The 14,903-nt window shown below is 66.5% G+C and carries 12 protein-coding genes; 6 read left to right on the top strand and 6 right to left on the bottom strand.

Annotation, left to right across the window (positions count from 1 at the left end):
- Positions 1 to 53 precede the first annotated feature (53 nt).
- The gene (locus EDD25_RS04700; RefSeq protein WP_134172253.1) at positions 54 to 1,076 is read right to left on the bottom strand and encodes a LacI family DNA-binding transcriptional regulator; all 1,023 of its coding nucleotides are present in this window, start codon (positions 1,074 to 1,076) and stop codon (positions 54 to 56) included.
- A gap of 127 nt (positions 1,077 to 1,203) precedes the next feature.
- Between EDD25_RS04700 and EDD25_RS04695 the strand changes: the two genes are divergently transcribed.
- From EDD25_RS04695 to EDD25_RS04670, 6 genes are all read left to right on the top strand, one after another.
- The gene (locus tag EDD25_RS04695) at positions 1,204 to 3,282 is read left to right on the top strand and encodes a beta-galactosidase (RefSeq protein WP_134172252.1); all 2,079 of its coding nucleotides are present in this window, start codon (positions 1,204 to 1,206) and stop codon (positions 3,280 to 3,282) included.
- Positions 3,279 to 4,220, top strand: coding sequence for a carbohydrate ABC transporter permease (locus tag EDD25_RS04690; RefSeq protein ID WP_134172251.1), 942 nt, complete (start codon positions 3,279 to 3,281; stop codon positions 4,218 to 4,220). Before EDD25_RS04695 ends, EDD25_RS04690 begins: the two co-directional genes overlap by 4 nt.
- The gene (locus tag EDD25_RS04685) at positions 4,217 to 5,134 is read left to right on the top strand and encodes a carbohydrate ABC transporter permease (RefSeq protein ID WP_198418849.1); all 918 of its coding nucleotides are present in this window, start codon (positions 4,217 to 4,219) and stop codon (positions 5,132 to 5,134) included. The genes EDD25_RS04690 and EDD25_RS04685 overlap by 4 nt, the downstream gene beginning before the upstream one ends.
- 88 nt (positions 5,135 to 5,222) lie before the next feature.
- Positions 5,223 to 6,548 (top strand): ABC transporter substrate-binding protein, encoded by a 1,326-nt coding sequence (locus tag EDD25_RS04680; RefSeq protein WP_134172250.1) that lies wholly within the window; start codon positions 5,223 to 5,225, stop codon positions 6,546 to 6,548.
- A 104-nt stretch (positions 6,549 to 6,652) separates the two neighbouring features.
- Positions 6,653 to 8,752, top strand: a complete 2,100-nt coding sequence (locus EDD25_RS04675; RefSeq protein WP_134172249.1) for an alpha-galactosidase — start codon at positions 6,653 to 6,655, stop codon at positions 8,750 to 8,752.
- Positions 8,753 to 8,801: 49 nt separating this feature from the next.
- Entirely contained in the window at positions 8,802 to 9,848 is a 1,047-nt protein-coding gene (locus EDD25_RS04670; protein WP_134172248.1) for a Gfo/Idh/MocA family protein, read from the top strand.
- Positions 9,849 to 9,870: 22 nt separating this feature from the next.
- On the opposite strand, the gene EDD25_RS04665 is transcribed toward EDD25_RS04670, so the two are convergent.
- From EDD25_RS04665 to EDD25_RS04645, 5 genes are all read right to left on the bottom strand, one after another.
- Positions 9,871 to 10,302: a LysM peptidoglycan-binding domain-containing protein gene (locus tag EDD25_RS04665; RefSeq protein ID WP_134172247.1), complete on the bottom strand. Its 432-nt coding sequence runs from the start codon at positions 10,300 to 10,302 to the stop codon at positions 9,871 to 9,873.
- Positions 10,303 to 10,441: 139 nt separating this feature from the next.
- Positions 10,442 to 11,818, bottom strand: a complete 1,377-nt coding sequence (locus EDD25_RS04660; RefSeq protein ID WP_134172246.1) for an L-serine ammonia-lyase — start codon at positions 11,816 to 11,818, stop codon at positions 10,442 to 10,444.
- A gap of 42 nt (positions 11,819 to 11,860) precedes the next feature.
- Positions 11,861 to 12,391, bottom strand: a complete 531-nt coding sequence (locus EDD25_RS04655) for a CoA-binding protein (protein ID WP_241986349.1) — start codon at positions 12,389 to 12,391, stop codon at positions 11,861 to 11,863.
- A 5-nt stretch (positions 12,392 to 12,396) separates the two neighbouring features.
- Positions 12,397 to 13,731, bottom strand: coding sequence for an O-acetylhomoserine aminocarboxypropyltransferase/cysteine synthase family protein (locus EDD25_RS04650; protein ID WP_134172244.1), 1,335 nt, complete (start codon positions 13,729 to 13,731; stop codon positions 12,397 to 12,399).
- A 73-nt stretch (positions 13,732 to 13,804) separates the two neighbouring features.
- The gene (locus EDD25_RS04645) at positions 13,805 to 14,797 is read right to left on the bottom strand and encodes a YeiH family protein (RefSeq protein WP_134172243.1); all 993 of its coding nucleotides are present in this window, start codon (positions 14,795 to 14,797) and stop codon (positions 13,805 to 13,807) included.
- Between the last annotated feature and the right edge of the window lie 106 nt (positions 14,798 to 14,903).

The following is a 14,903-nucleotide window of genomic DNA, read 5'->3' as shown; positions in this document are numbered from 1 at the left end:
CGAGATTCGGCCGTGCATGCTTGATCGGGCGGTTCGTCGGGGCGGGCTGCCGGTCACGCGGAGTCGCGCCACACTATTTCGGTGTCGAGCAGAATGCCGCCGAGCTCGGGGGGCTCGCCGCGCAGCTGGCTGAGCACCGACTCCGCGGCGCGCTCGCCGAGCCCGTTGGCAGGCTGACGCACGGTCGAGAGCAACGGCTGGCACCGCAATGCCCAAGCGCTGTCGTCGAAGCCGACAATTCCCACGTCGCCTGGCACGCTGCGGCCGACCTCCCGCAAGGCGTCCAGCGCGCCGGCGGCGATGGCGTCAGAGGCCGCGAAAACCCCGTCAATGAGCGGGTCGCGTGCAAGCAGTGCGCGCATGCCGTCACGCCCGTCCGCGTAGGTGTAGAGCGGGACTGGAGCCACCAGCGACGGGTCGAACCGGTCGCCAAGGGCCTCGGTGAACCCCGCCAGGCGGTCGGTGCCCGAGTCGCGGTCGAGGGCAGCGACGATCATGCCGATTCGGCGTCGCCCGGTGGCCATCAGTCGTTCGGTGATCGCGCGGGCAGCGGCACGGTTGTCGATACCCACGTAGGGAAGGTCCTGCAGGTCCTGCGGGTGCCCGACAAAGGCTGCCGGCATGTCGAGTCGTTCGATAACACGCGTGATCGGGTCTTTCTCTCGGGCTGATACCACGACAGCGCCGTCGACGAAGCCGCCGCTGAGATACCGGGCCACCCGCTCGGTGTCCCGATCTGACTCGATCACCAGGCTGACCATCTGATAGTCCGCGCGCGAGAGCGCCGTATTGGCACCGAGCAGGATCGCGCCGATATTCGGATCCTCAAGGAAGAGGGAATGCGGCTCGTGAACGATGAGGCCGACGGCTTGGGAACGCTGCATGACGAGGTTGCGGGCGGCGTTGTTCGGCACGTAGCCGACCTTCTCAATGGCCGCCTCAATGGCGCTGCGGGCTTCGGCCGACACGTACGGCTCGTTGTTCACCACTCGACTGACCGTTCCGCGGGAAACGCCGGCTTCCGCGGCGACATCGTGGATCGTCGCGCGTTTGCGCCGCCTCGGAATGGTCACCATTTGATAACTGTACCGGCTGTGCAGCTTGACACGTTGGCGTCGTCATATCTAGTCTGTGTACGTTCACAGAAACTCACCGCGGAGTTGTTTTCTCCTGATCTGTGCACGTTCACAGGAGCAGGAGCAGATGTACACCCCAGCAGCGACCCAGGGCGACGTAGACGAGGCCACCCGGGCTACCCCGTTCGTGCAGACCGGCATCGCCTATGGCTGTGACTACAACCCGGAGCAGTGGGGACCCGATGTCTGGGCCGAAGACGTGCTGCTGATGCAGCAGTCCGGCGTCGACCTCGTGGCGATCAACATTTTCGGGTGGTCCTCCCTCGAACCCCGCCAGGGCGAGTACGACTTCACCCTGCTGGACACGGTCATTGACCTGCTGCACTCCCACGGCATCCGCGTGAATCTGGGCACCGGTACCTCCTCGCCGCCGCCGTGGCTCACCACCGCGCACCCGGAGATTCTGCCGCAGGCCGAAGACGGCACCACCCGATACTCCGGCGGACGACAGGCCTGGTGCCCCAGCTCGCCGGTGTTCCGCGAGCATGCCCTTCGCCTGGTGGAGCAGGTGGCCCGCCGGTACGGCGCGCACCCCGCCGTGGCGCTCTGGCACGTGTCCAACGAGCTCGGCTGCCATAACGCCCTGTGCTACGACGACGACACCGCCGCGGCCTTCCGCCGCTGGCTCGAAGCCCGTTACGGCAGCATTGCCGCCCTCAACGCCGCCTGGGGCACCTCGTTCTGGAGCCAGCGCTACGGTGCCTGGGGCGAGGTCCACACCCCGCGGCTCACGCTGTCCAGCCGTAATCCCGGCCAGGTGCTCGACTTCCACCGGTTCAGCTCCGACGAACTGCTCGGCTATTACCGGGCAGAGGAGGCCGTGATCCGCCGACACAGTCGCGTGCCCGTTACGACGAACTTCATGGTCACCGCGCACATTCGCAACCTTGACTACTGGTCGTGGGCATCCGCGGTTGACGTGGTCGCCAACGACCACTATCTCGACCACCGCCTCGACGACCCCACCACCGAGCTCGCCTTCGCCGCCGACCTCAGCAGGGGCCTCGCCAATGGCGGTGCCTGGCTGCTCATGGAGCAGGCGACCAGCGCCGTCAACTGGCAGCCGCTCAACGTGGCAAAAGCCCCGGGGGAGATGACTCGCAATTCGCTCTCCCATGTGGCCCGCGGCGCCGAGGCCGTCTGCTTCTTCCAGTGGCGCGCGTCCCAGCAGGGCTCGGAGAAGTTCCACTCCGCACTGGTGCCGCACTCCGGAACAGACACCGTGCTGTGGCGCGAGGTGGTCGAACTCGGCGCCACCCTCGACCGACTGGACGAGGTGGTCGGTACCCGGGTCGTGGCGGACTGCGCGATCCTGTTCAGCTGGGAGGCCTGGTGGGCCGGTGACAACGAGTCCCGTCCTTCCACGTCAGTGAAGTACATCGAGCAGGTTCATGCCGCATACACCGCGCTGCACCGGCTCGGCATCACCGTCGACATTGTCTCCCCGGATGCCGACCTCAGCGGGTACCGCCTTGTTGTGGTCCCCGCGCTGTACCTGGTCACCGACACCCAGGCGGACCTGCTCGCCGGGTTCGTGGCCGCGGGGGGCCACACCGTGGTCACCTTCTACAGCGGAATCGTCGACGAAGACGACCGGGTTCGACTGGGCGGCTACCCCGGCGCGTTCCGTACGCTGCTCGGCATCACCGTGGAAGAATTCGCACCGATAGCTCCCGGTCGTACCGTTCGCCTCGCCGCGATCGGCGCGATCGCCGAGACCGCCCTGACCGGGGACGCCACCGGCACCCTGTGGACGGAACGACTGCGCCTGGCCGGCGCGGAGGCCTTGGCGAGCTACTCGGAAGGACCGCTCACCGGCGTGCCCGCGATCACCCGCAACAGCCACGGCGACGGCACCGCCTGGTACCTCGCCACAGCACCGGACCCGGCCACCTACCGCGACCTCATGCGCACCATCACCACAACGGCCGGCGTCACCGTGGCGGGTCCCGAGAACGACGGCCTGCTCGAGGTTGTGCGGCGCGCCGGAAACGACCGAAGCTACCGCTTCATCATCAACCACGGCGATACCGACGTGGACATGGGCGCGAACGGATTCGAGCTGGTCACCGGTGCCGACATCATTCGCAGCCTGCGCGTACCGGCTGGCGCCGTCCGCGTCATCAGAGAGGACACCATTTCATGAGTGCACCAGTCGTGTTGGCCACGGCTGCCCGGAGTGCGGCACTCGGCCGCCCCGGGCAGCGCTCTCGCAAAATCCGCGTGGAGCACCCGACGGCGATCGTGATCTTCATCGTGCCCTTCGCCGTGCTGTTCACCTTGTTCTATCTGGTTCCCATCGGCTACGCGGTCTACCAATCGTTGCTCGTTATCGAGCGTGAGGGCACCTTCGGCAAGGCTACCGAGGTGTTCGGCGGCCTGACGCAGTACATCCTGGTCTTCCAGAACGGCCCGTTCTGGGCATCCATCGGACGCGTGCTCAGCTTCGGTGTGGTGCAGGTCCCGGTCATGCTGGGCCTCGCGCTGATCTTCGCGCTGCTACTGGATTCGCCACTGCTGCGCGGGAAGCGCTTCTTCCGGCTCGCATTCTTCGTGCCCTACGCCGTGCCCGGCGTCATCGCCGCGATTATGTGGGGCTTCCTCTACTCGCCCAATCTGTCGCCGTTCACCGCGCTCACGAGCAATGTCAGCTTCCTCTCCGCAGACCTCGTGCTCTGGGCGATCGCCAACGTCGTCACCTGGGTGTACGTGGGCTACAACATGCTCATCATCTACTCGGCGCTGCTGGCCATTCCCACCGAGATCTACGAGGCCGCCCGCCTCGACGGTGCAGGGCAGCTGCGCATCGCCTGGTCGATCAAGATTCCGCTGATCATGCCCGCGATCGTGCTCACGGGCATCTTCTCCATCATCGGTACGCTGCAGCTGCTCGCTGAGCCGCAGGTGTTCCGTTCCTTCAGCTCCGCTGTGACCAGCACGTTCACGCCGAACCTGATGGTCTACTCCACCTCCGCGATCCCCAATGTGAACCTCGCCGCCGCGTTCAGCGTGGTGCTGGCTCTGGCCACTTTCGTCCTGTCGTTCTCGTTCCTCAAATTCACCCAGCGGAAGGAAGGCAAATGAGCCCGATCACTGAGTCTCCGGCCCCCGCCCGCTCCGCCAAGCGCACGGCTGCGGCCAGCTCCACCCCCACGGGGCCCAAGGAGAGTCCGCTCTCACGGATCAGCGCAATGACGGTGATGCTTGTCTTCACGCTGTACTTTCTCGTACCGATCTGGTGGCTGTTCGTTGCCGGCACCAAGTCGAGTAGTCAGTTCACCAGTACTAACCCGCTCTGGTTCGCTGACTTCAACCTGATCCAGAACATCACGAACCTGGTGGCGTACCGCGACGGCGTCTTCCTCAAGTGGATGCTCAATAGTGCGCTTTACGCCGGTGCCGGCGCGTTGCTGGCCACGTTGTTCGCCGGCATGACCGGTTACGCCCTCGCCAAGTACCGCTTTCCCGGCCGTGAACTGTTGTTCAACATCGTGCTCGGCGGGGTGCTCGTGCCAGCCACCGCGCTGGCGTTGCCCCTGTTCCTGATCTTCAGCCAGGTCAGCCTCACCAACACCTTCTGGGCGGTGTTCCTTCCCAGCCTGGTCAGCCCCTTCGGCGTCTACCTCACGCGCATCTTTGCCGCAGCGAGCGTGCCGGACGAACTGATCGAGGCGGCCCGCCTCGACGGTGCCGGCGAGGTGCGTACCTTCTTCACCGTCTCGGTGCGGCTCATGTTCCCCGCCCTCGTTACGGTGTTCCTGTTCCAGTTCGTCGCGATCTGGAACAATTTCTTCCTGCCCCTGATCATGCTGCGCGACGAGGCACTGTTCCCGGTCACCCTCGGCCTCTATGCCTGGAACTCCCAGGTCAACCAGATCCCCGAACTGCGCGGCTACGTGCTCATCGGCGCGCTGCTGTCGATCATCCCGCTGATCGTCCTGTTCCTGCTGCTGCAGCGATTCTGGCGCAGCGGCCTCGGCGCCGGCAGCGTCAAGTAGCCCACCCAAACTTTCCGACTGCTTCACCCTGCACCATCCGTGTCACCTGCATCACTCCATGTCAGCGAAAACCCAACAAAGGCAAACAATGCGAATCACGAAAAGAGCGGCCACCGTTGCCCTGCTCACCGCCGCGACGGTCGTCCTCGCCGGCTGCTCCACCAGCGCATCCACGAGCGACACCGCCGCGGACTGCGCCCCGGCAGACGGAAAAGTCGACCTGACGTTCACGTCCTGGATCCCCGGTATCGAAAACGTCGTCGACGTGTGGAACGAGGCGAACCCCGACATCCAGGTCGCCGTCCAGACAGGTCCGAACGGCAACGGCGGCACGTACGCCAACTTCTTCAACCAGCTCGAGGCCGGCAACGCGCCCGACCTCGGCCAGATCGAATACGACGCCCTGCCCAACTTCCGCGTACAGGACGGCCTGGTCAACCTTGCCTCCTGCGACGGTGTCATGGACGCGCAGGCCAATTTCGTTGACTGGACCTGGGGCCAGGTCAGTTTCAACGAGGATGACGCCGTTTACGCGATCCCGCAGGACTCCGGTCCCATGGCCATGTTCTACCGCGCCGACCTCTTCGCAGCGAACAACATCGCGATCCCGACCACCTGGGCGGAGTTCGCGACCGCGGCCGAGCAGGTGCGAGCCACGGGCGCGTACATCACCAACTTCTCGCAGAGTGACATCAACCAGTTCGCCGGGCTCGTCTGGCAGGCCGGCGGAACCTGGTTCGGCAACGATGGCAGCGATTGGTCCGTCGACCTCACCGACGACACCTCCATCAAGGTCGCCGACTACTGGCAGGACCTGATCGACCGCGACCTCGTGTCGACGCAGCCGCCGTGGACAACCGAGTGGGACAACGCGTACAACACCGGAGCCGCCTGGACCTGGAACTCCGCAGCCTGGGGTGCGAACTCCATCGCCAGCGGCGCCCCGGACACCGCCGGCAACTGGGCCGTGGCTCCGTCCCCGCAGTGGGACGCGGGCGATGCCGCCAGCGGCAACTGGGGTGGATCGTCCACCGCGGTCTTCACCGGTTCGAAGCACCCGTACGAGGCCGCGAAGTTCGCCCTGTGGCTGAACAGCTCCAGCGAGTCACTCACGATGCTCAACGAGTCGGCCAACCTGTACCCGGCCGCCAAGTCCGGACTCGACCTGCCCGTGCTCAAGGAGGGCGTGGAGTTCTACGGCAACCAGGCCATCTACGACGTCTTCGCGACCGCCTCCAGTCAGGTCTCGGCCGACTTCGTCTGGGGTCCGACGATGACCCAGACATACAACGACGTTTCCGACGGTTTCAAGGCTGCAGTGAGCGGCAAGGGCACCCTCGCCGAGGCGCTCGTCACCGGCGAGACCGCCACGATCGATGCCCTCAAGGCGCAGTCCATTCCCGTCAAGGAATAGACCTCACTGATCGACTGAGTTGACGATACTGCCCGGGGAACGCGCACCGGGCAGTATCGTCATGTCACCCCTGGAACGCCCGTGCCCCGATTGGAAGAAGTCCCATGATCCGCCACCTCCGTGCTGCAGGTACCGCCCTCGTCCTGGATATATCCGGCCCGGGCGTGCCCGTGATCGTGCACTGGGGTGGCGATCTCGGCGCGCTTGACCCGGCGGACCTTGCCGCCCTGGCTGCCTCGAGTGTTCCGCCCGTTGGCCCCAGCTCTCTCGACGTGCCGGTGCGTTTGTCGCTGCTGCCCACCCTCGCCGCAGGGTGGAGCGGCCGCCCCGGGATCGCTGGATTCCGGCCCGGCGCAGGGCAGGCCGACCTCGCATTTGAGCTTCTCGCCGTCCACGAGCGTGGTGTGAACGCGCTGGCAATCGAACTGGTCGAGCGGAACGCATCCGTCACTGTTCTCATCGACCTTGAACTCACCGTGCAGGGCGTGCTGCGGCTGCGGCACACTCTCACCAATACCGGCATCGGCTCCTTCGAGTTGGCGGCCCTCGATGTCATCCTGCCCGTGCCGGACCGCGCCAGAGAGCTCCTCGACTTCACCGGGCTCTGGAGTCACGAACGTCGACCGCAGCGCAGTCTGCTCGGCCAGGGCGTCTGGAGCCGCGAATCCCGACACGGCCGTCCGGGCCACGACGACTCGTTCCTCACGGTGGTCGGCACCCCCGGATTCGACTTCCGATCGGGCGAGGCCTGGGCCGTGCACGAGGCGTGGAGCGGCGACAAGCGGGTCTGGGCCGAGCGCAGTGCGCTTGGCTACGCAGCCCTCGGTGCCGGCGAGCTGCTCGAACCCGGCGAGCTGAGCCTGGCCGGCGGGGAAAGCTACAGCAACCCGTGGACCGTCTTCGTGTACTCGGACGCCGGTCTCGACGGCCTGAGCGCGCGGCTGCATCCGTGGATTCGGTCCTGGTCGACCGTCTCAGGGCCGCGCCCGGTCGTGCTGAACACCTGGGAAGCCGTGTACTTCGATCACGACCTGGACACGCTCGGCCGGCTCGTTGACGCCGCCGCGCGGGTGGGCGTGGAACGGTTTGTGCTCGACGACGGTTGGTTCTCCGGTCGTACCGATGATCAGCGTGCCCTCGGCGACTGGTTCGTCGACGCCACCAAATGGCCGGACGGATTGCACCCGCTCATCGAACGAGTACACGCGGCGGGCCTCGATTTTGGCCTGTGGGTGGAACCCGAGATGGTCAACCCGGATTCCGACCTCGCCAGGGCACACCCCGACTGGCTTCTCGGATCGGCCACGGCGCCCACCTGGCGTGGCCAGCGGCTGCTGGACCTGGCCAATTCCGAGGCCTTCGCCTGGCTGCTCGAACGACTCACCGCGCTGCTGGCCGAGTACCCGATTGCCTACCTGAAGTGGGACCACAACCGAGATCTGCTCGGTGGATCGGCGCACCGGCAGACGGTCGCCCTCTACCAGCTCATCGACGCCGTGCGCGCCGCACAGCCGGGACTCGAAATCGAGTCCTGCGCGTCCGGCGGCGGCCGCATCGACCTCGGCATCCTGGAGCGGGTGGACAGGGTATGGACGAGCGACACCAATGACCCTCTCGAGCGGCAACAGATCCAGCGCTACACGGGCGTGCTGGTTCCGCCGGAGTATCTCGGCGGGCACCTCGGCGCAGCCACCGCTCACACCACCGGGCGAACCTCCGCGCTCGGGTTCCGGCTGGCGACGGCGTTGTTCGGCAGCGCCGGCATCGAGTGGGACCTCACCAAGGCCACACCGGCCGAGCTTGACCAAGTCGGGGCCTGGATCACGATCTACAAACAGCGGCGGGCGCTCTTGCACAGCGGGGTTGTCGTGCACGCTGAGGGCTCCGATCCGGCGCTCGAGCTGCACGGCGTTGTGGCTCAGGATGGCTCGTCCGCAGTTTTCGAGCATGTCGCCGTGGCTGCGCCGCGCACCGCATTGCCCGCGCCGATACGATTCCCTGGCCTCGCGCCGGAACGCCGTTACCGAGTGCGGCCGCTGCTCGTGGGTCCCGTTCCGCAAACGGTGCAGACCATTCCGCCGGCGTGGCTGTCCGCCGAGGCGGGGGAGCTGGTACTCACCGGCGCGGTACTCGCCCGCGTGGGACTGCCCGCACCCCTGATCACGCCCGAACAAGCGGTGCTGTTCACCGTCGACGCGGTCTAGGCGCGTCGGCAAAAGGTACCGCGCACGCTGAACCTCGTTACGTTGGAGTATGACGCGCACCCCGACCCGTTCTCCCATCCGCACCGCGGTGATCGGTTTCGGACTTTCCGGCCGCACCTTTCACAGCCCCTTCATCGCCGTGAACCCCGAATTCTCGCTCGACGTCATCGTCACGGGCAATGCCGAACGTCAAGCGGATGCCCGGGCGCTCCACCCGAATGCCCGGATCATGTCGTCGACGAACGAACTGTTCGCACGTTGCGATGACCTCGACCTCGTCGTGATCGGTTCTCCACCCGCGAGCCACGTAGAGCTCGCCCACGCCGCCCTGGACGCCGCGCTCGCTGTCGTCATTGATAAGCCCTTCGCCGTGACCTCGACCGAAGGCCTGCAACTCGTCGAGAAGGCGGAGGCGCTCGGCCTCGCGCTGACCGTATTTCAGAACCGGCGCTGGGACGGCGATTTTCTCACGCTTCGGGCGCTCATCGCCTCCGGAACGCTCGGCGAGATCCGTCGTTTCGAGTCGCGATTCGAGTTCTGGAAGCCCACTCAGCGCGCATCCTGGAAGCTCAAGGCCACGCCGCACGGTGGTGGTGGTCTGCTCTACGATCTCGGGCCGCACCTCATCGACCAGGCCATCGTGCTCTTCGGCCCGGTCGATCACGTGTACGCGGAGACGTTCACGCGCCGGGAGGGCGGCGTCGCTGACGATGATTCCTTTGTGGCGCTCCGTCACGCATCCGGAGTGACGTCCCACCTGTGGCTGAACGGTCTCGCCACCCAGCGCGGAGCGCGTTTTCGGGTTCTCGGGTCGTTGGCCGGCTACACGACCTGGGGCCTTGATGGGCAGGAAGCCGCGCTCAAGAACGGAGCGCTGCCGACAGGCCGCGGATTCGGGGTTGCGGCGGAGAATAGCTGGGGCGTGCTCGGAATCGACGGCGCCGTGGCTCCCCACCCCACAGAACGCGGTCGGTATGACCTGTTCTATGCGGGGCTGGCCGACGCCCTGTTGCGCGGTGCGGCGGTACCGGTGGACCCGCGCGATGCGCTGCGGGTGATCGAGATCATCGAGCAGGTCCACGCCACCCGGTCCTGAACCAAAGTATGACTCAGTGCACCTAGCGCGTGGTCGTCCAGTCGAGGTTGATGATCTGCTGCAGGTAGATGCGTTCCCCGAGACCGGGCACCGAAGGATTCATGGTGAGCAGTAACTGCACCGGAATATTGAAGCGCTGGGCGATGTCAAAGAAGGCGTCACCCTCGACAACCGTGTACGTGTGTAGCGTTCCGGCCGTGTTCGCAACGGCCGTGCCCCGCGCGCCAGGCACCGAACCGAGATCAACGGCCGGTCCCTGTGGCAGCGGGACCGGCTCTGCATTCGGTACGAGGTCGGGAACCTCAGGGTTAGGGATGAGCTCAGCCTCCGGAACCGGTTCGGCGGTGGGCGTGTCCGTGGGCAGCGCACTGGGAGTGGGCGTTGCTGTTGGCGTGAACGTCACGGTCACGGTTGGGGCTGGCGCCGGCGTGCCGGCGCAACCGGAAAGGGTCATGAGTACAGTGGCGGCGACCATGGTAATGCCAAGCCGCAGTGTTGTCGTGCGCAGAATATGTGCCCCCCGGTGATATCGCGTCGTGCCTGACCACTCTAGGGCTTAACGACTCGCGGCCCACGGCCCCTGTCATGGGCCACTAGCATTCGACGACGTTGACGGCCAGTCCGCCCTCGCTCGTTTCCTTGTATTTGGTCATCATGTCCAGGCCGGTCTGCCGCATCGTTTCGATCACCGTGTCGAGGGACACGAGGTGTGTTCCGTCGCCGTGCAACGCGAGCCGGGCCGCCGAGACAGCCGTCGACGAGGCGATCGCATTCCGTTCGATGCACGGGACCTGCACGAGTCCGCCGACGGGGTCGCAGGTGAGGCCCAGGTGGTGCTCCATGGCGATTTCGGCCGCGTTCTCGACCTGCCGGGGTGTTCCGCCGAGCACGGCGCAGAGCGCACCGGCCGCCATCGCGCATGCTGATCCCACCTCGGCCTGGCAACCTCCCTCGGCTCCGGAGATGGAGGCATTCGCCTTCACGAGCGACCCGATGGCCACGGCAGTGAGCAGGTAGCGGCGGATGCCCTCGGCATCAGCTCCGGGCACGAAGCGCAGGTAGTAGTGGCCGACGGCCGGAATGATGCCGGCCGCTCCGTTGGTCGGTGCGGTCACCACCCTTCCGCCGGAGGCGTTCTCCTCGTTCACGGCGAGGGCGAACGCATGCAGCCACTCGGTCGAGGTGTCGTGGTCACGTTGCGACTGCCCGTCATATTCCTCAAGGCGCATACGAACGGATGCGGCGCGTCGCTTGACCTTGAGGCCGCCGGGAAGCGTGCCGGTCGCCACCAGCCCGGCCTCGACGCACACGTGCATGGCGTCCCAGATGGCGTCGAGCCCGGCGTTGAGCGTTTCGGCTCCATGTATCGCTTCTTCGTTGCGGCGGGCCACCTCGCAGATGTGGAGGTCGTGTTCGTCGCACAGGGAAAGGAGTTGCGCACTTGAAATGTAGGGGAGGGGTTGCGCGGGGGCGGGGGTGGCGCCGACCCGGTCGCCGTCCTGGCGAATGAACCCGCCCCCGATGGAGTAAAACGTCTGCTCGAACAGGGGGGCATCATCCGCGTCACCCCAGGCCGAAATGGTGAGTGCGTTGGGGTGGCCCGGTAGTCGGGTCCGCGGCTCGAACGTGACGTCGCTCTTGCTGATCGCAATGGTGCGGCCCCCGAGGAGGGTGAGGCTCGCGCCCTCCTGGAGGTCCGACCAGGCTCCGCGCACATCATCGGGGTCGCACGCCTCCGGCCGGAAGCCGGCGAGGCCGGCGAGCACGGCGTCGGGGGTTCCGTGGCCGAGGCCCGTGGACCCGAGGGAGCCGAAGAGCGAGCATCGCACGCGCTCCACGTCGTTCAACCGGCCGGAATCTCGCAGGCGCTCGGCGAAAACGAGGGCGGCCCGCATCGGGCCAACCGTGTGGGAACTGGATGGACCGATCCCAATCGAGAAGAGGTCGAGAGCCGAGACGTACGCTGTCACGCTCTTATGTTACGTGGTGTTACGCCGCGCGGGCGGCACGCACTACCGAATGGTCTTGCGGGCGGTGATCTGGCCGGTATCGAAGCCGAGCAGGTGCAGGCCGCCGTGGAAACGCGCGTGCTCGATCTTGATGCACCGGTCCATCACGACAGTGAGTCCCTTCGACTCGCCATACTCCGCGGCTTCCTGGTTCCAGATACCGAGCTGAACCCAGATCGTCTTCGCGCCGACGGCGAGGACCTCGTCGAGTACGGCCGGGACATCGCTCGCGCGACGGAACACGTCGACGATATCGGGAACCTCCGGTAGCGATGCCAGGTTTGGGTAGGCCTTCTCGCCGAGAATTGTGTCGGCGTTCGGGTTGACGAAGTAGACCCGGTAGTTGGTGGACTGCTGCAGGTACGTCCCCACGAAGTAGCTGGAGCGGGCGGGGTTGGGCGAAGCCCCCACAATGGCCACTGATTTGGCGGCCCGGAGAATCCTCAGGCGTTCCTTGGCATCGGGACCCTCCCACGTGTGCTCTGACGTCGAGAGCGTGGCGAGCGGGGAATCGGTGGGCACGGAGCAGCTCAGGCCGTTCACGAGGCGAACAGTTTCCGTGCGGGGAGCGTGGTCGGTCGCCGTGCACCTCCAGCGGCCCGGGTCAGGGCCTGGTCAAGATCGTAAATGATGTCCTCAACGTCTTCAATGCCCACGCTGATGCGCACGAGCCCGGGCAGGGCGCCGGCGGCCACGAGCTGCTCCTCGGTGAGCTGAGCGTGCGTTGTTGACGCCGGGTGGATCACGAGGGTTTTCGCGTCCCCGATGTTGGCGAGGTGGCTGGCGAGATCGACCGCTTCGATGAAGGCACGGCCCCGGTCGCGTCCGCCCTTCACACCGAAGCTGAACACCGAACCGGGGTCCTTCGGCAGGTACTTCTTTGCGCGTTCGTGATGCGGGTGGCTCGGGAGCCCCGCCCAATTCACGTAGTCGATGCGTGGATCCGCGTCGAGCCATTCCGCGACGATTCGCGCATTGTTGATGTGCGCCTGCATCCGGTACGGAAGCGTTTCGACGCCCTGGGCGAGGAGGAAAGCGGAGTGGGGGGCGAGGGTCGGGCCGATGTCGCGAAGCTGTTCGGACCGCAGCCGGGTGAGGAACGCGTATTCGCCGAAGTTTCCCGACCACTCGAGGCCGCCATAGCTCGGTACCGGTTCGGTGAACAGCGGAAACTTGTCGCTGGCCCAGTTGAAGCGCCCGCTCTCCACGACCACGCCGCCGAGCGTTGTCCCGTGCCCGCCGAGAAACTTGGTCGCCGAGTGAATGACGATGTCGGCTCCCCACTCGATGGGTCTGCACAGGTAGGGCGTGGCGATGGTTGAATCGATGATGAGGGGGATGCCGGCGGCGTGGGCAACCGCGGCGAGCCCCTCGATGTCGGCGACCTCACCGGAGGGGTTGGCCACCGTCTCGGAGAAGATGAACCTGGTCTTGTCGGTGATGGCTGCGGCGTAGTCGGCCGGGTCGGCGCTCTGCACGAACGTCGTGTCAACGCCGAAGCGACGCAGCGTGACGTCGAGCTGTGTGATGGATCCGCCATACAGGTTTGCGCTGGAGACGATGTGGTCGCCGGAGCCCACGAGGCTGGAGAAGGTGATGTACTGCGCGGCCAGTCCGCTTGCCGTGGCCACGGCTCCGAGTCCGCCCTCGAGGCTCGCCACCCGCTCCTCGAACGCGGCAACCGTGGGGTTGGCGACGCGGGAATAGATGTTGCCGTATTTCTGCAGGGCGAAACGAGCGGCCGCATCCGCGGTGTCGTCGAAGACGAACGCACTCGTCTGATAGATGGGGAGGGCGCGGGCACCGGTTACCGCATCGGGGATGTTGCCAGCGTGAATTGCACGCGTCGAGAAGCCATACTCGCGATCTGCCATGACCTCACGCTACCGGGCGCGTCTGCCCGCTGCATCAGCGCACGTAACCTCGCGCAACCCTGGCGGGACCGTTCTAGGCCAGCTGCACCGCCCAGAGCGCGAGGGCCGCGATGAGTGCCCATGACAGCAGGCCAACGATCAGTGCACGCCAGCCGGTGCGCAGCAGCGGCACGAGCCGCACCGCCGAGCCGAGCGCGAACAGGGCCATCGCCAGAAGCGCCGTCTGCGCCGTGTCGGCGCCGCCTCGCAGCGCGTCCGGGAGGGGCACGGCGCTGTTCAGCAGCATCGCGCCGAGGAAACCAACGACGAAAAGCGGCATGATCGGGGTGCGATTGCCCGTCGTCGTCGCTGTTGGACCGTGCAGAACGGGGCGCCGTCGCTCCACAACCGAGGCGACGGCCACGATCGGCGCGAGCAGGAGCACCCGGGTGAGCTTGACGACAACCGCGAGGGAGAGCGCGGCAGCGCCGGCTATTTGCGCGGTCGCCACGACCTGACCAACGTCGTGCACGCCGGCGCCCACCCAGTGACCGAACTGCGGGGCGGTGAGTCCCAGCGGATGCCACAGTGCCGGCAGCACGGCAATAGCCAGCGTTCCGCACAGGGTCACGAGCGCGATCGACGTCGCGGTGTCTTCGTCCTTCGCCTTCACGACGCCGCTCATGGCGCCGATCGCCGAGGCGCCGCAGATGGAGAACCCGGTTGCGATCAGCAGCGGCTGATCCCCGGGAAGCCGGAACAACCGGCCCAGGGCGAGGGTGCCGGCAAAGGTGACGAGCACGATCCCGACTGTCGTGACAATGGTGAGCCAGCCGAGACCGGCAATGTCGCCGAGGCTGAGCCGGAGTCCGAGCGCAACGATGCCGAGGCGCATGAAGCGCGTCCCCGCCATGGACAGGCCGGGCGCGAGAACGCCGGCGAGGGTGGGGCGAAGCGCGGGGACCTGGCCCACGAGAATGCCGAGGACCACGGCCGCCGTGAGCAGGGGCAGGGCGGGCACGAGGGCGTGCAGGCCCCACGCGAGCACACCGGCGGCGCCTGCGACGAGCACGCCGGGCAGCCACATGGTGTCCAGCCTAAACGGGCCTGACGCGGCCCCGCTCCGCGCGGGCACAAAAATACCCCTCGGCCAGGAACGCGGTGAGGCGTTTGCTGGCCGAGAGGCGACCCTC

This window comes from Cryobacterium psychrophilum (assembly GCF_004365915.1).
Lineage (GTDB): Bacteria > Actinomycetota > Actinomycetes > Actinomycetales > Microbacteriaceae > Cryobacterium > Cryobacterium psychrophilum.
Note: the sequence above shows the minus strand (reverse complement) of the source record. Positions and strands in the feature narration are given on the sequence as shown.